The 19,107-nt window shown below is 25.8% G+C and carries 18 protein-coding genes; 11 read left to right on the top strand and 7 right to left on the bottom strand.

The features are described 5' to 3' along the window. The 3 genes from KQY27_RS06210 to KQY27_RS06200 all read left to right on the top strand — a co-directional run. Window positions 1-1,033 (top strand): Ig-like domain-containing protein (locus KQY27_RS06210; RefSeq protein WP_224425702.1); only part of this gene is annotated, 1,033 nt, incomplete at its 5' end. A 451-nt stretch (window positions 1,034-1,484) separates the two neighbouring features. Then, a complete protein-coding gene (gatA, locus tag KQY27_RS06205; RefSeq protein ID WP_224425701.1) occupies window positions 1,485-2,873 on the top strand; it encodes an Asp-tRNA(Asn)/Glu-tRNA(Gln) amidotransferase subunit GatA in 1,389 nt (462 codons plus the stop codon). A gap of 381 nt (window positions 2,874-3,254) precedes the next feature. Beyond that, complete coding sequence (locus KQY27_RS06200; protein WP_224425706.1) at window positions 3,255-4,886, top strand: AAA family ATPase; 1,632 nt, start codon at window positions 3,255-3,257, stop codon at window positions 4,884-4,886. A gap of 54 nt (window positions 4,887-4,940) precedes the next feature. Here the strand turns inward: KQY27_RS06200 and KQY27_RS06195 are convergent, their stop codons facing one another. From KQY27_RS06195 to sepS, 4 genes are all read right to left on the bottom strand, one after another. Then, window positions 4,941-5,300, bottom strand: coding sequence for a DUF1801 domain-containing protein (locus tag KQY27_RS06195; protein WP_224425700.1), 360 nt, complete (start codon window positions 5,298-5,300; stop codon window positions 4,941-4,943). Window positions 5,301-5,352: 52 nt separating this feature from the next. Next, the gene (ribB, locus tag KQY27_RS06190) at window positions 5,353-6,018 is read right to left on the bottom strand and encodes a 3,4-dihydroxy-2-butanone-4-phosphate synthase (RefSeq protein ID WP_224425699.1); all 666 of its coding nucleotides are present in this window, start codon (window positions 6,016-6,018) and stop codon (window positions 5,353-5,355) included. Window positions 6,019-6,301: 283 nt separating this feature from the next. Then, entirely contained in the window at window positions 6,302-6,676 is a 375-nt protein-coding gene (locus tag KQY27_RS06185; RefSeq protein WP_224425698.1) for a DUF120 domain-containing protein, read from the bottom strand. A 109-nt stretch (window positions 6,677-6,785) separates the two neighbouring features. Further along, window positions 6,786-8,450: an O-phosphoserine--tRNA ligase gene (gene sepS / locus KQY27_RS06180; protein WP_224425697.1), complete on the bottom strand. Its 1,665-nt coding sequence runs from the start codon at window positions 8,448-8,450 to the stop codon at window positions 6,786-6,788. A 324-nt stretch (window positions 8,451-8,774) separates the two neighbouring features. Between sepS and tfrA the strand changes: the two genes are divergently transcribed. Next, the gene (gene tfrA, locus KQY27_RS06175) at window positions 8,775-10,541 is read left to right on the top strand and encodes a fumarate reductase (CoM/CoB) subunit TfrA (RefSeq protein ID WP_224425696.1); all 1,767 of its coding nucleotides are present in this window, start codon (window positions 8,775-8,777) and stop codon (window positions 10,539-10,541) included. Window positions 10,542-10,622: 81 nt separating this feature from the next. Here tfrA and KQY27_RS06170 read toward each other — a convergent pair whose 3' ends face one another. From KQY27_RS06170 to KQY27_RS06160, 3 genes are all read right to left on the bottom strand, one after another. Beyond that, on the bottom strand, window positions 10,623-11,441 hold the full coding sequence (locus tag KQY27_RS06170; protein WP_224425695.1) for a DUF169 domain-containing protein: 819 nt from the start codon (window positions 11,439-11,441) through the stop codon (window positions 10,623-10,625). 98 nt (window positions 11,442-11,539) lie between these two features. Further along, on the bottom strand, window positions 11,540-12,007 hold the full coding sequence (locus tag KQY27_RS06165; protein ID WP_224425694.1) for a hypothetical protein: 468 nt from the start codon (window positions 12,005-12,007) through the stop codon (window positions 11,540-11,542). A 246-nt stretch (window positions 12,008-12,253) separates the two neighbouring features. Then, window positions 12,254-13,582, bottom strand: a complete 1,329-nt coding sequence (locus KQY27_RS06160) for an amidohydrolase family protein (protein WP_224425693.1) — start codon at window positions 13,580-13,582, stop codon at window positions 12,254-12,256. Between the two features lie 311 nt (window positions 13,583-13,893). On the opposite strand from KQY27_RS06160, the gene hisG reads away from it, so the two are divergent. The 7 genes from hisG to KQY27_RS06125 all read left to right on the top strand — a co-directional run bounded on the left by hisG (window position 13,894) and on the right by KQY27_RS06125 (window position 18,955). Next, complete coding sequence (gene hisG / locus KQY27_RS06155; RefSeq protein WP_224425692.1) at window positions 13,894-14,766, top strand: ATP phosphoribosyltransferase; 873 nt, start codon at window positions 13,894-13,896, stop codon at window positions 14,764-14,766. A 20-nt stretch (window positions 14,767-14,786) separates the two neighbouring features. Then, entirely contained in the window at window positions 14,787-15,572 is a 786-nt protein-coding gene (locus KQY27_RS06150) for a fumarylacetoacetate hydrolase family protein (RefSeq protein ID WP_224425691.1), read from the top strand. A 425-nt stretch (window positions 15,573-15,997) separates the two neighbouring features. Then, complete coding sequence (locus KQY27_RS06145) at window positions 15,998-16,444, top strand: hypothetical protein (RefSeq protein ID WP_224425690.1); 447 nt, start codon at window positions 15,998-16,000, stop codon at window positions 16,442-16,444. Window positions 16,445-16,564: 120 nt separating this feature from the next. Then, the gene (locus tag KQY27_RS06140; RefSeq protein WP_224425689.1) at window positions 16,565-16,978 is read left to right on the top strand and encodes a hypothetical protein; all 414 of its coding nucleotides are present in this window, start codon (window positions 16,565-16,567) and stop codon (window positions 16,976-16,978) included. Between the two features lie 71 nt (window positions 16,979-17,049). Continuing rightward, entirely contained in the window at window positions 17,050-17,436 is a 387-nt protein-coding gene (locus KQY27_RS06135; protein ID WP_224425688.1) for a hypothetical protein, read from the top strand. 74 nt (window positions 17,437-17,510) lie between these two features. Further along, window positions 17,511-18,242, top strand: coding sequence for a hypothetical protein (locus KQY27_RS06130; RefSeq protein ID WP_224425687.1), 732 nt, complete (start codon window positions 17,511-17,513; stop codon window positions 18,240-18,242). A 155-nt stretch (window positions 18,243-18,397) separates the two neighbouring features. Then, the gene (locus KQY27_RS06125) at window positions 18,398-18,955 is read left to right on the top strand and encodes a hypothetical protein (protein ID WP_224425686.1); all 558 of its coding nucleotides are present in this window, start codon (window positions 18,398-18,400) and stop codon (window positions 18,953-18,955) included. The last annotated feature ends 152 nt before the right edge of the window (window positions 18,956-19,107 follow it).

Here is a 19,107-nt window from a genome sequence, read left to right as displayed (position 1 = left end):
TGGTAATGGTGTTGTTAACGGAGGTAATGCTACTGTTGGAAATAATAATGTTTCTGGTAATTCTGGAAATGATATTGTTAATAATGGTGAAGTTACTGGTTCAGGAAATGTGATTGATGTTCAGTCCGGTTTAGCTATTAGTACTGTTGTTTCAGGTAATAAAGTTACCATAAGAGTGAAAGCTACTAATATTATTAATGGTAATGTTATTGTTGGTGCAACTATTAATTTCTATGTTAATGGAAAATTAGTAGGAACTGCAATAACCAACAACAATGGTATTGCTGAGTTTACCTATAACGCTCCTAGCACAGGATTATACAACATTTTTGCAACCCTTAATGAATTTAATACTACTGATACTTTAGGAACTACTTTTTACAGTGAATCTAACAATACTACTAGTGTTAATGTAGTATTAGAAAAAGGTACTGTTATTACTGTTTCTGCTCCAACTATTAAGGAAGGTAAAAAAACTAACATAAAAGTAACTCTTAAAGACGTAAATGGAAATATCCTCAAAAATAAAAAAATATCATTAACTATCAAGGGAAAAACATACACAGCAACAACTAACAATAATGGAATAGCTGTATTCAATATACCTGGTTTAAAAGGTGGAAAACACACATTAACAGCTAAATTCACAGGAGACAGCAACTACAAATCAACAAAAACCACTAATGTGCAAAAAGTCAACCCTAAAACTAACTTAGGAATTGCATCAATCAAAAAATTGTCTTTCAGGAAAAAAGTATCCACATATAGAGTTACAATAGCTAATAAAGGAAGTTTAAAATCTAAATCTACTGTTTTAGTTCTTTTCCATATGAGAAACGGAGTTAAAATCAAAACCAAATACATCAAAATCAAATCAATAGCTCCAGGCAAGAAAATATCAATTATCGTCAGCTACTTCCCAGACAGAGCTAATCACAGATACTGCATAGCCCACTTCCAAATCGATCCCAAAAACAAAAACAAAGAAATAGTATTAGCTAACAATAAAAAATCAATCAGCCTAAAACACTAAAAATAAAACAAAAACAATTAAAGGATAAATTAACTCTTTTTATCCTTTCTTCTATTTTTTATCATTTTAATATGGCATTGTTTTTATAATTTAAATTATTATATCCTTTAAATTAATAAAAATAATAATGAAATTCTATTTTTAGAATATATTTTTAAATAAAAATAATATAAAAACTAAATACTAAAAAATTTTAAAAAAATAAATCTATAATTATTAATATTATTATAAAATTACTAAATTATTTAAGCTTTAAAAATATATTTATAATATTATTGAATTTTAATAATTTAAAATTTCATATTTACAATATTTTATAATTTATATTTATAAATAAATTAAAATATTTATAAATATTTTATAATTTAGAATATTAGTTAAACATGGATAATTCAAATAATTCACGATTTATGTATAATTATATATCATTCTGATATTATTAGGTGTTTTAATGAATATTTTTGAAAAATCACAAGCGATTAAAAATCAAGATTTAACAGCTACTAAAAACCTCGAAAACTATTTAGAGGTTATTGAAAAGGATAATTCTTCTATTAATGCTTTTTTAGAAGTAAACAAAGAGTCAGCACTTACTCAAGCTAAAGAAATTGATGAAAAAATCAAAAATGGAGAAGATGTTGGGTCTTTAGCTGGTCTTATATTTGGAATAAAAGCTAATATAAATGTAGAAGATAGTATAATTTCTGCAGCTTCTAAAACTCTCGAAAATTATCAAGGTAGCTATGATGCATCTGTTGTAAAGTATATCAAAGAAAATGATGGAATTATTGTAGGAATCTGTAATATGGATGAATTTGCAGCTGGTAGTTCTACTGAAAGTTCTTTTTTTGGTGCTACTCATAACCCTGCAGCTCCTGGGCATATTCCTGGTGGTTCTAGTGGTGGTAGTGCTGCAGCTATTGCGGCTGGAATGTGTGATATAGCTCTTGGTTCTGATACTGGAGGTTCTATTAGGAATCCTGCTTCTCATTGTGGAGTAATTGGTTTTAAACCAACTTATGGTGCAGTTTCAAGACAAGGACTTCTTGATCTTTCAATGAGTCTTGATCAAATTGGTCCTCTAGCTAATGATATTTCTGGAATAGCTATGGCTCTTGATACTATAATTCGTTATGATGAAACTGAATGTACAAGCTTAAATCAAGAATTCCCTGTATTTACAGAAATTGTAAATCAGAAACCTGAAAAATTACAAGAAGATATGAAAAATATGAAAGTTGCATATATATCTCAATTTAAAGATGTAACTGACGAACATATCAATGAAATAATCGATGAGTCCATTGATAAAATTAAACAATTGGGTGCTGAAGTAGTTGAATTAAATTTCAACCAAATCGATTTGTGTTTACCTACATATTATTTAATAAACTATGTTGAGTTTTTCTCAAGCACAAGAAAATATGATGGAAGAAAGTATGGTTATAAAATTGAGGATGTTTGTGGTGAAGAAGTTCTTCGAAGAATAGAGATTGGTTCATATATTTCACAACAAGAATTCAGTGGAAAATATTATAAAAAAGCTCTTCAAGCTAGATCTTTAATTCGAAATGAAATAAACAAACTTCTTGATGGTGTTGATTTAATTGTTGGACCAACTGTTCCTAAACTCCCTCATAAAATTGGAGAAAAACTTGAACCAATGGAAATGTATGCTTATGATGTTTTAACAGTTATAGCTAATTTAGCCGGTATTCCCGCTGGAAGTATGAAAGCAGGAGAATATAATGGAATTCCTGTAGGATTACAACTTCAAGCTAAACCAAATGATGATGCTAAAATTATTAAAGCTATGGCTGCATTAGAATCACTTAACTGATTATTTATCAATGAGTTTTTGATAATAAACATTATATAATCATATACAATATATTTTAATTTAAATATATTATTCTACAATATATTTATTTTATTTATATTTTACATAGATTTTACATATATTTTTCAATATATGTAAATCCCATATATTTTAGTTTAAATCTATTAAATTATATAATAATTTAATCTAAAGATATAAATTATTTAGAATAAAATTTAATTTCATTATATTAATTTATATAAAATATGCTTTAATTTAATGATATAATTTATTCTACAATATAATTTATTATAGACATAATTTATTTATTATATAATTTTTTTATATTCTATAAATATATAAATATAATAAAATATGAATTAGCTATTGAATTAGGTTAAAATCATGAAAATTGGATTAACTTATATTAAAGGATCTCTCCCAGGATTTGAAGATTTTGGTAATCTTCCAACAAATCTTGTTAAGTCTAATGGTTTGGTCGATGATACAAATGGTGTTAAAGCTAGTGATGAGCTTGATGCTATAATCATTCCCGGAGGTTCTATTCTTGAATCCAATTCTATTTCCAATGATTTAGCTGATGAAATTAAACAAATGGCTGCAGATGGAAAACCTGTTATTGGAATTTGTTCTGGTTTTCAGGCTTTAGCTAATCAAACTGATGTTGGTAGGAAATCTCCTTGCCCTATTATTAAAAAAGGATTGGGACTTTTAGATGTTAATTTTTCTCCTCTTATTAGTAATGATCGTGTTGAGGCAGTTGTAGCTAATGACTCTTTTTTAACTAAAAATATTTCTTCAAATGAATTTATTACAGGTTTTCATTGTCATACTTATGGAAATATTAAGATAAATGATAACAATACCTTACCAATTCTTTATTCTTCTATTAAGAGAATGAATTATGGAGATACTGATAGTTCTGTTTTATCAGGTGTTAGAAATGATAATGGGAATGTTATTGGAACTATGATTCATGGTATTTTAGATGAAAATCCTGTTATTGTTGAAAATATTTTTGATTATATTGGTGCTAATCCTAATGATATAAATAATATTTTTATAGCTAATGAAGAAGTTAAAAAAAGAATTAGATCTGAATTAGCTATTGATACAGGTATTAATATTAATAATATCAAATCTTGTAATGAATTTAAGAAAATTCTTTTAAATTCATTAAATAGTAAAATCAATCAAAATGATGACAATATAACAGCTACTCATGATATTGATTCTATTTCTAAAGAAATTCCTCCAATGCTCATGATTGGAAGTACTGGTTCTGATTCTGGTAAAACTTTCATTACTACTGGAATAGCTGGAGGATTAACTAAAAGAGGACTAAATGTATGTGTTTTAAAAGTTGGTCCTGATGTTAGAGATACTGAACCTTCACTATACTTGACAAAAAATAAAATGGAAGAATATACTTCTATTAAAATTGGTCATCTTGGGTGGATGGATATTGAAAATACTTTAAAACGACTTAAATCTTCAAATTATGATTTTGTTATTATTGAAGGTGTTATGAGCGTTTTCACAGGTCTTCTCAATGAAAAAATTCCTTATTCTGGTGCTGAAATAGCTGTTTCTTCTAATATTCCAATGCTTCTTGTTTCAGGTGTTAATAAAGGAGGAATTGAATCAGCAGCTGTTGATTTAGCTTCCCATGCAAAAACTTTGAAAAAAATGGGAATAGAAGTCAATGGAATCATATTTAATAAAGTCTATGATATGGATATTTTTAATGAAGTAGCTAGCTATGTAACTTCTGTTTTTAATTCTGAAACTGGAAATAAATTAGCTATTGATGATATATTAGCTATTCCAAAAATAAAATTAGATGAAAGGAGCACTACTCCTGAAGTAGAAATAAAATTGGAAGAGTTTTCTAGAGCTGCATTGAAAACAGTTGAAAAACATCTTGATTTAGAAAAAATAGTAAAAATGAGTAATATTCCTAAATTCAAAGGTTATTTGTCTTTTGATGAGATAAAAAATTTTTTTAAATAATTATTATCCATCAGTTTTAGGATGCTTTTTATAAAATACTTTTTTTACTCATGATTATTTTTTAGTTTTTTTCTTATTTTCATTTTCATTAACTCTAAATTTAACAATTTCTTTTATAAGATCATATGGAATTTCTTTATCTAATGGAAATTGAATTGTTCCTTTAGAAGTTTTATATTCCGATAATTCATCTTTAAAATTTTCTATTCCACTTGGAGCAGGATAAAATCCAATGTGTTTTTCATAAGCAGCAAAATGAACTAAATTACCATTTAAATAAAAAGTAGGTATTCCATAGCTAATTTTCTCAGTTGCTTCAGGTGTAGTTTCTTGTATAGTTTTTCTAATTTTTTCTAATTTTTCTTGTATATCTTTTGGAAATTCAGAAATATATTCATCTATTGTTTCAACCATAATTTCACCACCCTTTATTTCTTATTTTATTTATTAGCTAGTTATTGGATGTTTATTTTAAATATTCTTCAATAACTATATTCCCATCCATGAAAATAAGTCCATGTTCTTTTGCATAGTCTTCTGCTTTTTCCACAGATCTAGCTTCTCCAGTAGTGCTGTCCATCATTTCACATACTACTGTAACTGGAGTGATATTTGCCATTTCTGCCATTGCTAAACTTATTTCAGTATGGCCTTGTCTACCTTTTAATAGACCATTTGCTCCTCGAAGTAGGGCCACATGACCTGGAGATCTGAACTCTTTTCCAAAGTCAGAAAATCTTTCTTCTTTACACATTTTAGCCATACTACTTATAGTGAGAGCTCTATCGTTATCTGTTACTCCAGTAAATGTTTTTCTATGGTTTGCCCAAATGGAAAATGAAGATTTCTCATCATAAGGAATATCATTAGGAGTTAATTCTCCAAGAACTGGATATTCATTTTTAGCTGCATCCATTATGTCGGTCATAAAAGGTAATCCAAGTTCATTACAATAGTTGGGATGAATACAACAGCAAATTAGTCCTCCTGCATCTTCTCTCATAGTAGCTACTTCTTTGCCTGTTACAAACTCAGCTCCTATAATCATATCAGTTTCACTTTCTCTTTTTTCATCATCATACATTAGAACAAATTCACCATTTTGTAATGATTTTAATGCTTTTTTCAACACTTTTTCACCTTCGTATTTGATTAGTATAGTAAACTTTAATTTGTTAATTTTATACTTAATTTGTAATAATTTTTATATTAATTTTTAAGTAATTTAATAGTAAATTTTATAATATTTTACAATATTTTATAATATTTTTATATTTTTAATATTATTTTTAATTATTTTTAATATAATTTTTATAAGAATTTATAAATTTAATTATTATTTAATCAAAAATTATAATTTTAATGTTATTTTGATAGTTTTTTTATAAAATAATTTTAAGATAATTCTAATATAATTAAATTTTAAGCTTAACCTTATCTCCATCTTCTAATTTTAGCTTTTTTCGAAGATTATCTTTAGCTATAAATTCTAAATAATTCTCGTCATGAGTAGTTTTATCTGGAAATACTATTGCTCCAACTATATCATCATTTAAAGTAGCTTTAATATATTTAACACCACCAAAACCTTCTTTTGGCTTTATTATATTAGTGCAATTAGATTTTATTTCTCTAATTTCATCTAAATATTTTTCTGAAATAGTAATATTAAGAGTTCCAGGATATGGTTCAAAGCCACATTTTTCATTGAATTTTGACTTGTAAAATTCTTGTCCTAAAAAATAAGCTCCTTTCCCATAACCTGTTGTGATAGTCCCTTCTACTTCCATGAATAATCCTCAATTTAATTTATAGTATCTCAAATCTTTTTATAATGATTTTATTAATTAATTATATTTATTATATTTATTATATTAATTTATTTTCACTTATTTTCATTTATTTTACTTCTAATTTTATAGTAGAGAATATCGGACCTCTAATATCAATTAATTTATTATCATCATTAATATATTTCATAGCTATGTCATCTAGCTTTAAATTAACATCAGACAAAGATCTAGCTATTGTATTTCTGAGTATCAAATCATCAGATCCACTAATAACAGCTTCTTCAATTTTATAAGCAGTTTTTGCAGCTAAACTATCTATATATCTAATATTAGTAGGAATTCCTTTTTCAACTCCAGTATAAACAATTTTAGTATCCTCTGGAATTTCACCGATAATTTCATTTTTATCATATTTTTCAGGATTAGCTTCAACTTTTTTAACTGTATTTTCAATATTTTCTGGAATTCCCAGTATATTTCCATCATAAATATAAATTTGATTAGTAGAAGCAGGACCAAGAAGTTTAGTATTATTTTCTTCTTCTAAAGCTTTAACAACAATTGCTTTGTTTAAAAATTCTCCTTCAAATATAGTAAACTCACATGGAGAGTTTTCATCCATATTATTTTCCCAAATATTTAGTATATCTCTCATAAGAGCTTTTCCTTCTTCAGTTACAGGATAATAATTATAATTGAGCATAGTAGCTATTTCTCGATCATTCAAACTTAATTCTTTATATAGTTGAGGATAAACCAATTCTCTAACATCTTCTATCTGGTTTAAAACCATAGCTATTCTCTCAACACCAAGACCTAAGTTCATGACTTCCTTATCTATTCCATATTTTGAAAGAGCTATTGGAGAGTAAAGACCAAAGGTAGCTATCTCTACCCATTCACCTAACTTTGGATGATATCCATAAACTTCAGTTTGAGTTTCTGGGATGTAATACTTAGATTTTTTCTCATCAGGAATGAATTTAAACTTTGAAAATCCGAAATATTGGAGTAATGCTTCTGAAATAGCTTTTCCAGTATCAAGACTTACTTCATCATCAACAATAACACAAGAAGCTGAATGATAAGTCATAAGATGGCTTGAATCTTCTTTTTGTTCACGACGGAAACATCTATCAATTGAAAACATTTTAATTGGCACATTGTTTTCTTTAACCATTTTTTCAAGTGATATAAACCATCCTGAAGTCATATGGGATCTAAGGGTTGTATTACTAGCTACTGGAGTTAACTCTCTAATTTCTGGAAATACTTTCTCAAGAATAGCTAATCCTTTTTCATTATTTACTTCAAGTGCATTAGCTACTTCAAGTGTAAGATCATCTCCATCAAGATCTCCTTTTTTATATCTTCTAAATACTTCTTGAATGTTATTTATATGATTGTCATTAACATTGTCATTTAATTCTTTTATAGCTTGGATTTTATCCATTCCAATCCCAATATCTGGACGAGGAAGACCAGCTAAATAAAAACATCTGTCAAGCACAGCCGGTGCTTCAGGACCAAATTGCTTGTAAACATCATTTTTATCAATAAATAATGGATTAACAGTTTCACTAAATCCTAAGCGGAGGTAAGCTTCTCTAAGTTCTGATATTGTATCATATAAAACATGAGATTTTCCTATATTATATTTTAATCTAGGATATTCATTATCAGGATGTGGCTTTTTTACTAAATTTTTAGATTCAGTCCAAGCCTTTTCAAAATCTTTTTTAGATAATTTTATAATCTTTTTCTTGTTCATTTCCATCCTCCTGACTTTTTATCTCTACTTTTATTATTATTCATAAGTTTTATTATATTAATATTGAATTTCTATATATTATATCTTATTAGTCAATGATTAATTCATTCATAGTATATTTTTCATACCTTATATTAATTTTCAATTTTTTTTCAATTTTTTAATTAAAATTTTTAATATTTTTTAATATTTTTTTAATTTTTTTTATAATATTTTTTATAATTTTATAATATTATAGATTATATGAAAGAATTAATCCAAAAAATCCAAAAATAAAAACAAAATTTATAAAAATATTTATAAAATTAAGTATAATCTTATAATATGAAAAGCAAGGTTATAAAATCTGATGTATTGATTATTGGCTCAGGAGGGGCAGGTTGCCGTGCAGCTATTGAAGTTTCAAATAACGGATTAAATCCATTAATTGTATCAAAAGGACTTTCATTCAGGTCTGGATGTACTGGAATGGCTGAAGGGGGGTATAATGCTGCTTTTGCTTTTGTAGATAAAGAAGATACAAAGGAAATGCATCTTCATGATACTATGAAAGGTGGTAGCTATCTTAATGATCCTAAACTTGCTGAAATACTTGTTAATGAAGCTACAGACAGATTAATAGACCTCGAAAATTACGGAGCTCTTTTTGATAGACAAGAATCTGGTGAATTAAATCAAAGGCCTTTTGGTGGTCAAACATTTAGGAGAACTTGTTTTCAAGGAGATCGAACTGGTCATGAAATGATAATGGCTCTTAAAGAAGAAATTATCAAAAGAAAGATTCAAACTATTGATGAAGTCATGATAACCTCTTTAATTCTAGATAAAGGGTATGATGAAATTCAAAGTGATAATAGTGAGAATAACGCTGAATACGGGACTAACACTGAATGCAAGAATAGCACTGAATATGAGACTAATGCTGAATATAAGATTACCAATGAAAATAAGAGGAAAGTTATTGGTGCAGTAGGATTTTCTTTAAATGATTCAAAAACAATATTTTTCCAAGCAAAAACTGTTATTTTAGCTAGTGGTGGAGCTGGACAATTATATCCTGTAACTTCTAATACATTTCAAAAGAATGGAGATGGATTTACTCTTGCATATGATGCAGGTGCAGATTTAATTGATATGGAAGAGATTCAATTCCATCCAACTGGAATGCTTTATCCAAAATCAAGAAAAGGAATTCTTGTTACAGAAGCTGTTCGTGGTGAAGGAGGAATCCTTTTAAACAAAGATAATGAACGTTTCATGGGTAAATATGATGATAGAAAAGAATTAGCTACTCGTGATGTTGTTTCAAGAGCAATATATAATGAAATAAGGGAAGGTAGAGCAAGTGAAAATGGAGGAGTTTATCTTGATGTAACTCACCTTGATAATGATATCATTGAAGAAAAACTCGAAACAATGCTTTTACAATTCCTTGATATTGGTATTGATATTAGGAAAGAACCCATGGAAATTGCACCAACTGCTCATCATTATATGGGTGGAGTTAGAATCGATGAAAATTGTGCTTCAACAGTAAGCAATCTTTTTGCAGCTGGTGAAGTAACTGGTGGAGTTCATGGAGCTAATAGACTTGGTGGAAATGCATTAGCTGATACACAAGTTTTTGGAAGAAGAGCAGGAATTTCTGCATCAAAAATAGCTAAAAATTCTGATTTTGAAATAAATGAAGAAGAAATAGAAAATGAAGAAAATAGGATTCAAAATCTTGTTAAAAAAGGAACTATATCTCCTTCTTCAATTAAAAATGATTTAAAAGATTTGATGTGGGATAAAGTAGCTATTATTCGAAATGAAAAGGGATTGAAAGAAGCTTTAAGTGGATTGTATGACTTAAAAGAAAAATTAAATGATATGGATGTTGATAAAGACACTCATTATAATAAAGGACTTCAAGAAGCTTTAGAAATTATTAACATGATTGAAATAGCTATATTAACTGTTAAATCAGCTTTGATTAGAAAAGAAAGTCGTGGTGCTCATTTCAGAGAAGATTTTCCTGAAACAAAAGAAGAATGGAAAAAGAGTATTGTAATGAATAAATATCATGATATAAAATGTATTGATCGGTGAATATTAATTATTTATTCATACTTTAATCATTATAATTCAATCATTATACTTTAATCATTACATTTCAATTATTTATTCAAATTATCTTTTTGGAAATGCAACTTCTGGTCTTTTTGATAGGAATGAACTGTCAATATTTTCATATAGTTTCATTGCAATTTCTATTGGTATTCCCATGGATAAATAGTCAGAAGGAAACCATATATTCCCTGTGGGATCAACTGGCCCCATAAAAACAGTTTCTTTAGGAGTATTTTCAGCCATTCCATTTGGATATGTGATAAAACTTGCACATGATGGTCCAAATGGTGTACTAATCCCAGTAAATGTATTTTCATTGTTGAAATATATTAAGTTACTTAAATTTCGTATTTGTTCACTGTTACCAAAGACAAGAATTGATTTAATATTGATATCTTTTGTATCTGTGTTATTTGTGCCGATATTATCAATATCTGCAATATTATCAATATCATTAATATTTTTCATATCTTCACATTTTTGAATTACTAGATTATTTTCAATTTTTTTTATTTCACCTATAGATTTTAAAAATTTTTCAACATCTTCAGGGCTTGCTTTAAGATATTCTGCAGCTCCTCCTCTAACACTTTCTTTTCCAGTTGAAACAAAATATTTTATAAATTTAGCTGGTTTTGCAAATCCAAGGTAAGTCATTGATCCAGGACAACATCCTCTAAGTGTTTTATTGTTTATATAAACTGGATTCTCATTTTCATTAGTTGAAGTTAAAAAAATAGATTTTGCAACACAATGATCGACTGAACATAAAGGAACTGCATTTTCAGGGATATTTCTTGATTCATATATAGCTAAAGGAAATGTATCTAACTTTAAACTTGTTTTAAATTTTTTACCAATTTTTTCCATATCAATCATGATTTTACTCCTAATTATTATAAATTCAAACTAATGATTTCACTCCTAACTATTAGAAATTTAAATTAATGATTTAAACCCTGATTTTTTTAAATATATTAGCGGACTCTTAATAAAATGTATATACTACCATAATCGATTGAATTAGTCTTTTCAATAATTGTTTTGTTGTTAGAATCAAGAATAGAAACTTTTGTAGTTCCACTTCCGTTTTGATCAATAGTAATACTTGAAAGTGTATTAACTGTACCTAAATCAATAATTTTAGAACCAGAGCCAGAATCTTGCAAATATTTACTATCTGTAGTAATGTATGAACTCCATGGGTTTTCAGTCTCTATTTTAACTTTATATTGTCCTTCGGTTACATTAAGTACATTTGCATCTCCTTGCATTCTATTAGCTACAGTACTATCATTAATATTCTTGTACACAGCATCAGTAGTTTTTTGAACTTCACTACTTATAAACATAATAGACACTGCTCCAACAACACAAACTACTGCTACAATAATAATTAGTATTATAGCTACTTTCTTACCATTACTCCATTCATCAAAACTCATATAATCCCTCAATATTAACAAATTTTATCAAAAAATTAATAATTTTAATCAATATAACAATATAATTAGTAATATAATAACCATTGGTTAATAACCATAGAAATAATGAATATTAGGAATATTAATTTAATATATAAATTATAATAATAAATAAATAATATATAATAATATATTTATAGGGTATATTATTTAAATTTTTTTGTTTTTTAATCTCTAATATCTTATTTTTACTTTAAAATAAATTTATTAATTTTTTAACTCTTTAATAGCTTTATTAGCTTTTTCTATGATTTCATTTTCATTTAAAGTTGTAAGTTTTCTATTTTCCATTAATATTTTACCATTACATATTGTTGTGTTTACATTAGACCCATTAGCTGCATAAACTAAGTTTGAACTGATTACATCGCTCATTGGAGTTAAATTAATTGTATTTTTGTCTAATAATATGAGATCTGCTTTTTTTCCCACTTCAATTGACCCAATTTCTTTATTTAGGTTTAATGCTTTTGCTCCATTTATAGTACTCATCTGAATAGCTTGGTTAGATGTTAAAGCTTTAGGATTCATCGTGCTCACTTTTTGAAGAAGTGAAGCAAATTTCATCTCTTCAAACATATCTAAATTATTGTTTGATGCAACGCTATCGGTTCCAATTCCTACTGTGATTCTTTTATCTATCATTTCTTGAACTGGGGATATTCCTGATGATAATTTCATATTACTACATGGATTATGAGATATTTTAACATCTCTATTTTTTATTATATTTATTTCTTCTTTTGATAGCCATACTCCATGTGCAGCTATAACATCATCTTTTAAAAACCCTAAATCATCTAAATATTCAAATGGAGTTTTTCCTTCTGATTCAACTATGGTTTCAACTTCTTTTTTAGTTTCATTCATATGGATATGAATTCCAACTTTGTATCTATCTGCTTCTTTTCTTACTTTTTCTAATAATTCTTTTGAAGCTGTAGATGTTGCATGTGGTCCAAAAAAAGTTTTTATTCTACCTTCTGCAGTATTGTTACAGTTTTTTATAAGGTCAATGTTTTCTTTCAATTCTTTTTGACGTTTTTCTTCATCTGCAAAGTCTATCATTCCATAAGATAAACAACCTCTAATTCCAGATTCTTCAACAGCTTTAGCTACATCTTCCATATAAAAATACATATCATTAAAAGTTGTGGTTCCTGATTTTATCATTTCTACAATAGCTGATAATGCTCCAATATAACAATATTCTCCATTTAAACCTGCTTCAGTAGGCCAGATGTGATTGTTTAACCAATCATCAAGTTCCATATCATCAGCTAATCCTCTAAATAGATTCATAGATATATGTGTATGGGTGTTAATAAGTCCAGGCATTAATATTTTATTTTCACCATTGATAATTTTGTCAATGTTATCTTTTGAAATTGATTCTTGATCTTTTCTAGCTATTTCAACTATTTTATCATTTTCAATCAATAAATCCCCTTTAAATGATTCCACAGCAGTTGAATTTTTTTCAGATTTTGGATTTAGAATAATTGTATCATGTATTAGAATATTTTTGGTTTCCATTTTTTCACCTTTTAGAAAAATCTTTAAACCTAGTTAACATATCTATTAATATTGATTATTATTATATTGAACATTATAGATTATTAATATTTATATAAAGATATTTTTAATATTATAAAATAATATTATAAAATATTATATATTTATATAAATTTTTTATAAACTAATTTAAATTTATAATCCTATAAATCATATAAAATTTTAAAATTATTCATAATATGTTATAAATAATCTAAAATATTAAAAATAATTAAAATATCATCAATAATCTAAAATATATCAAATATATTAAATAATTAAAAGGAGAAAGAATGAAGCTTAAAATTGCAATACCTTCAAAAGGACGAATCAGCGATCCTGCAATAGCTATTCTGGAAAAAGCAGGATTAGGGCTTAAAGATGTTGGAAATAGAAAATTATTTTCAAACACTCACAATAAAGATATCAGTGTAATGTTTGCTCGTGCAGCTGATATTCCAGAATTTGTAGCTGATGGAATTGTAGATATGGGAATAACTGGATTAGATCTTATATATGAAAATGAATCTAATGTAGAAATTCTTGAAGATTTAAAATTTGGACAAACTAGTTTAGTTTTAGCTGCTCCTGAAGACTCTGATATTAACTCTCTAGATGATGTTAAATCTGGTGTTATAGTAGCTACTGAATTTCCTCATCTAACTGATAGCTATCTTAAACGTAATGGTATTGATGCTAAAATTGTCGAGCTAACTGGTTCTACTGAAATTGCTCCTTTTATTGGAGTAGCTGATATCATAGCTGATTTAACTAGTACTGGAACTACTTTAAAAATGAATCATCTGAAAATTATTGATAATATTTTAGATAGTTCTATTAAACTCATAGCTAATAAAGAAGCCTTTGAAAAAGAAGATGGAAATAAATTTTTAATCGAAACTATAGCTACCAGTATAAAAGGAGTTATTGAAGCTGAAAGAAAAAAGCTATTAATGATGAATGTTTCTAAAAAGGATTTAGCTAATGTTCAGAATTTAATGCCTGCAATGACTGGCCCAACTGTTTCTGAAGTACTATCTGGTAAAAATGATACTGTAGCTATTCAAGCTGTTGTTGATGAAGAAGAAGTTTTTGAATTAGTTAATAAACTTAAAAATGCAGGTGCTAAGGATATATTAGTAGTGCCTATAGAAAGAATTATTTAGAATTATTTAGAAGTGATAATTTGAAGTTTTTAAGATTCTTTGTTGATGATAATATTATAAAAACTGGTTATTTTGATGGAGAAAAAGTCATAGAATTAGCTGATTCAATAGAAAATGTATTAAATAACTGGGAAAATAAGGAGTATATTGAAGATAAGATGGTAGCTAGCTATTCTCTAGAAGATATAGGTTTTGCTCCAGTTTCTAAACCAAGTAAGATTGTATGTATTGGTTTAAATTATAAAGATCATGCTGAAGAATTAGCTATGGAACTTCCTGAAGAGCCAAAAATATTTTTAAAACCACCTAGTTCTGTAATTGCCTGTGAGGACGATATTTTTTTTCCAGCTATGTCTAATGAAATGGATTATGAAGCAGAATTAGCTATTGTTATTTCAAAAACAGCTAAAGATGTTAGTATTTCTGATGCTCCAGAATATATTGGTGGATATACAATAATGAATGATGTCACAGCTCGAGACCTTCAAAGAAAAGATGAACAATGGACAAGAGCTAAAAGTTTCGACACATTTGCACCTATTGGTCCTTTTATTGAAACTGAGATGGACCCAAATAATCAAAATATTTCATTAACTCTTAATGGAGAAATAAAACAAAATTCCAATACTAAAAATATGGTATTTTCACCTAATAAGCTTGTTGAATTTATTTCAAATATTATGACTTTAAATCCAGGAGATATTATAGCTACTGGAACCCCTTCTGGTGTTGGACAAATGAAAAAAGGAGATATCGTTGAAATAGCTATTGAAAGTATTGGTGTTTTGAGAAATAGGGTTATTTGATTTTAATTAGCTTTATTTTTATTTTTATAATTTTTTTATATATTTATTTTATTTTTTACATATTTTTTATTATATTTTAGATATTTTTCATTTTCTTTTCAATATTTTTCATTTTCTATAATAACAAATGTTTATATATTGGAATATCAGATTATAAGTATAGGAAAAAATATATTACAAAGATTTGGATCTTTTGTTTTTATTAGATATTAAATTCATTTAGTAATACATTTTTAGATTTTATAAAAGAATCTGTATAATAAAAAAGTTTATTTATAAAGAGCTCCCTTTGTCAAAAAAAATAAATTTGGTTTGTTTTTTAGATCATCCTAATAATAACTTTTTTATCAGGATATAAAAAGTAATAAAATGTTAATTGATATTATAGGATGAATTAAATTTATTAGATAAGAGGTGATTAAGGGATGAAATTGAAAAAATATATTTTCATATCATTATTGATATTTTTCATATTAATAGCTGTAACTAGTTCAGTTGATACTATCTCAGCTACTAAATATAAAAAAATAGATCAAGGCAAAATAAATGGATATAATGGGGTTTTAGTTAAATATGTTACTTATCATAATGGTAAAACTGTAAAAATGTTCAATAAAGTGTATATTAAAAATAAAAATAAATATAAACAGCTATCGACTATGAATATTTATTTAACTAAAATCACCAAGACAAAATTAAAAATAAGAATAGTTTCTAGTTCAAAGGGAGTTCCTGATTTTAAACATACTTTTTATGAAAAAACACGGTTAAGTGCTAAATCATTTTATAAAAAAAATATCAGTCCTAATTTCAACTATGGGTCTTCTTTTGGCTTTGGCTTTGGGGGTAGCTCTGCAAAAAAGACTAGTTAAAAGAATAATATCTGGTTGTGATTTTTATGTATTGCAAAAAATAATTTTATTTAATAATTGTTGTTGAAATGAATAAAAAAGATTCAAAAAGAAATTTTAAGTTTTTATAGGTGGGTATAAATGAAAGTTAGTTTAATTTTTGGTTATATTGGAGTTTTTTTAGGTTTTTTATTTGGATTTCTTCATATTTGTACTGCTTTCTTTTTTATGAATCCTATAGTGATTTTTGGTCTTTTAGGTTTTATTGTATTTCCTACAATTGGATTAATAGCTATAAAATTAGATTCAAAAGATACAAACATGGTTTCTGCCATGTTTTTGATTTCTAGTCTTGGATTAATTTTCACTGGATTCCATTATGGAATTATTATTGCTGTTTTCTTTTTAATTTCTGCTTTATTAGAATTTATAGAGAAAAATAAAGTATCATTTGCTAATACAAATCAAAGAAATAAATGGATTATTATCCAGTTTATTTTTATTTTATTAATACCTTTGCTCTATTATATACAATCATTATTTTTCATTTCTTAAAATGTTTTATAAAATGTGTTAACTTTAAATATAGGTAATATTCCTTTGTAATCTATTTGCGAGATTTTATTATGTATTGGCTTTTATCAGATGAAAATATAAAAAAAGTTTTAGAACTGTATTATGTCGTGATTATTTTTTATGGCCTATTTTGGGCCATAACAGTAACTTTGTATATTGATACTGGTTATTTAAAAGATTTTTTAGAAGTGACATTCATTTGTTTTTTTGGATTTTATATGTACTCAATATTGGCTATCTATTTACTTTATTCACGGAGAACAAAGATTATATTATATATTTCGTTAGTTTTAATATTCATGTCACTAATTTTGTTTATTGTTGCTGTTTTAAATAATATGGGCTTTTTACCATTTATATTATGTATTGGATTGAGTGTTATAATTTTATTAGATAAATTAGGGTATTTAGAGTTTTTAAAAAATAAATTTACTTAAATTTAAATATATAAAGAAATGGAGGGTATTTTCATGATAAAGATTTTGAGGTTTTTATTGAAGGAGGTTTTAAAATGAAGATTAATAGAATTTTATTAATGATAGGCATTGTTGCAATTGCATTTATTTTTGTAATGAATGTTAGCTTTGCAGCTAGTAGTGAGAAATTAGAAGCATATAAAGGTTCTTTTTATTCTAATACAGAAAAAAAGGTTTCAAATGTTGAACAGGTTTTTGCATTTAATTATAATAATTCTAAAGAATATTATAAAATTAGTATTAAAAAAAATTATCAAAATAAGTATAAAATTAAATCAGTAAATGCAACATATTCTGTTTTTGATAATAAAACTTATAAAGCTAAATATTTCTATAAGAATTACAATGGTAAAAATAAGAATTTTTTGAAAATAAAATCTTTAAATAATGATACTGTTAATCTTGAAAAATTAGTTATTAATTATTACACTAAAGGAAAAATTAAACATGAAAGTTTCAAACCATATTATATTAGTAATTTTATAGAAACTACCTATTTATCTGCAAAAAAAGCTAATGCAAAATTAGTACAGAAACTCAATTTTAAAATTAGAAAACATACTAATTTTCCAAAAATAGAATACCAAAATATTAAAATCATAACTAAAAATAAAAAATATAAAATTAAAGCAGTGAAATTTGGCTTAGTGGATGTTAAAGATAATAAAATGTCTTATAAAACTTTTAAAGGATATGGAAAAAATAGTTTCAAAACTAAATTATATACTAATCAAGTTATTGCAGCTATTAAAGTGTATTATTATTAATTTTCATTTTTTCTTTTCTTTTATTTTTATAAAATTTTTGATATATCTGATTTAAATAATGCTATAATATTTGATTTAAAATAAAAAATAGGGCATTTTTTTAATATTATTATAATATTATTATAATTTAGAACTAGTATTTGGACAAGATATCCATGAATAAAAAGATTTTAATAATAGCCGTAGTTTTGGTTTTAATATCAGTTTTAACTATTTTTTCACAGGTTAATAATGATATTATGGAAATTGATGTTTGGCATGGTCATTCACAATATATTAATCTAGGCAATGATGTTATGGTCGATATTGGTGGAAATTTTGATGTAGTTGATTATAATATTGATAATAAATCTAATGGAATATCTTTAAAAAACAATTATTCTACTGTTTATATACAATATTTTTCTATAAATGATTTTAAACTAAAAAAGAATAATCTAACCACTAATAATAATTTGAATGTTGAAAACAATAAAAATTTAGTTTTTAAAAACGAATCTAAAGATAATATAGCTAATATAACTGTTTATTCTAAAACATTTGAAAATGAAGATAAGATTATTCAGTTATGGAGTTTTAAAAAAGATAATTTTTCATATTTAATTACTGCAAACATGTCTTCTGAAAATTATAATAATGAAAAGTATGGATTAATATTAGATGATACAATTAAAAAGATTGTTTCATCTTTAACTCAAATAGAAAATAGTTAAAATTTTGACAATTAATTAATTTTTGGATAAAATGCTTTGAATAAACAGCATGATTTAATTTTTTTCCATTATCAAAGTTTTCACCCATTATAAAGTTAGATTTTTTATTAAAAATTTTTAAAATTATAAATATATGCCAATATCTTAGATTT

Origin of the sequence: Methanobrevibacter sp. TMH8, from assembly GCF_020148105.1 — an archaeon.
In the GTDB taxonomy this organism is placed as follows: domain Archaea; phylum Methanobacteriota; class Methanobacteria; order Methanobacteriales; family Methanobacteriaceae; genus Methanobinarius.
Note: the sequence above shows the minus strand (reverse complement) of the source record. Positions and strands in the feature narration are given on the sequence as shown.

Bases quoted from the DNA above. Each gene is read 5' to 3' on its own strand.
- KQY27_RS06170 (WP_224425695.1), bottom strand. From the start codon at position 11,441: ATGATTGATATGGAAAAAATTGGTAAAAAATTTAAAACAAGTTTAAAG.
- KQY27_RS06195 (WP_224425700.1), bottom strand. From the start codon at position 5,300: ATGGTTGAAACAATAGATGAATATATTTCTGAATTTCCAAAAGATATA.
- KQY27_RS06160 (WP_224425693.1), bottom strand. From the start codon at position 13,582: ATGGAAACCAAAAATATTCTAATACATGATACAATTATTCTAAATCCA.
- gatA (WP_224425701.1), top strand. From the start codon at position 1,485: ATGAATATTTTTGAAAAATCACAAGCGATTAAAAATCAAGATTTAACA.
- KQY27_RS06130 (WP_224425687.1), top strand. From the start codon at position 17,511: ATGAAGATTAATAGAATTTTATTAATGATAGGCATTGTTGCAATTGCA.
- KQY27_RS06185 (WP_224425698.1), bottom strand. From the start codon at position 6,676: ATGGAAGTAGAAGGGACTATCACAACAGGTTATGGGAAAGGAGCTTAT.
- KQY27_RS06145 (WP_224425690.1), top strand. From the start codon at position 15,998: ATGAAATTGAAAAAATATATTTTCATATCATTATTGATATTTTTCATA.
- tfrA (WP_224425696.1), top strand. From the start codon at position 8,775: ATGAAAAGCAAGGTTATAAAATCTGATGTATTGATTATTGGCTCAGGA.
- hisG (WP_224425692.1), top strand. From the start codon at position 13,894: ATGAAGCTTAAAATTGCAATACCTTCAAAAGGACGAATCAGCGATCCT.
- KQY27_RS06135 (WP_224425688.1), top strand. From the start codon at position 17,050: ATGTATTGGCTTTTATCAGATGAAAATATAAAAAAAGTTTTAGAACTG.
- sepS (WP_224425697.1), bottom strand. From the start codon at position 8,450: ATGAACAAGAAAAAGATTATAAAATTATCTAAAAAAGATTTTGAAAAG.
- KQY27_RS06165 (WP_224425694.1), bottom strand. From the start codon at position 12,007: ATGAGTTTTGATGAATGGAGTAATGGTAAGAAAGTAGCTATAATACTA.
- KQY27_RS06125 (WP_224425686.1), top strand. From the start codon at position 18,398: ATGAATAAAAAGATTTTAATAATAGCCGTAGTTTTGGTTTTAATATCA.
- KQY27_RS06140 (WP_224425689.1), top strand. From the start codon at position 16,565: ATGAAAGTTAGTTTAATTTTTGGTTATATTGGAGTTTTTTTAGGTTTT.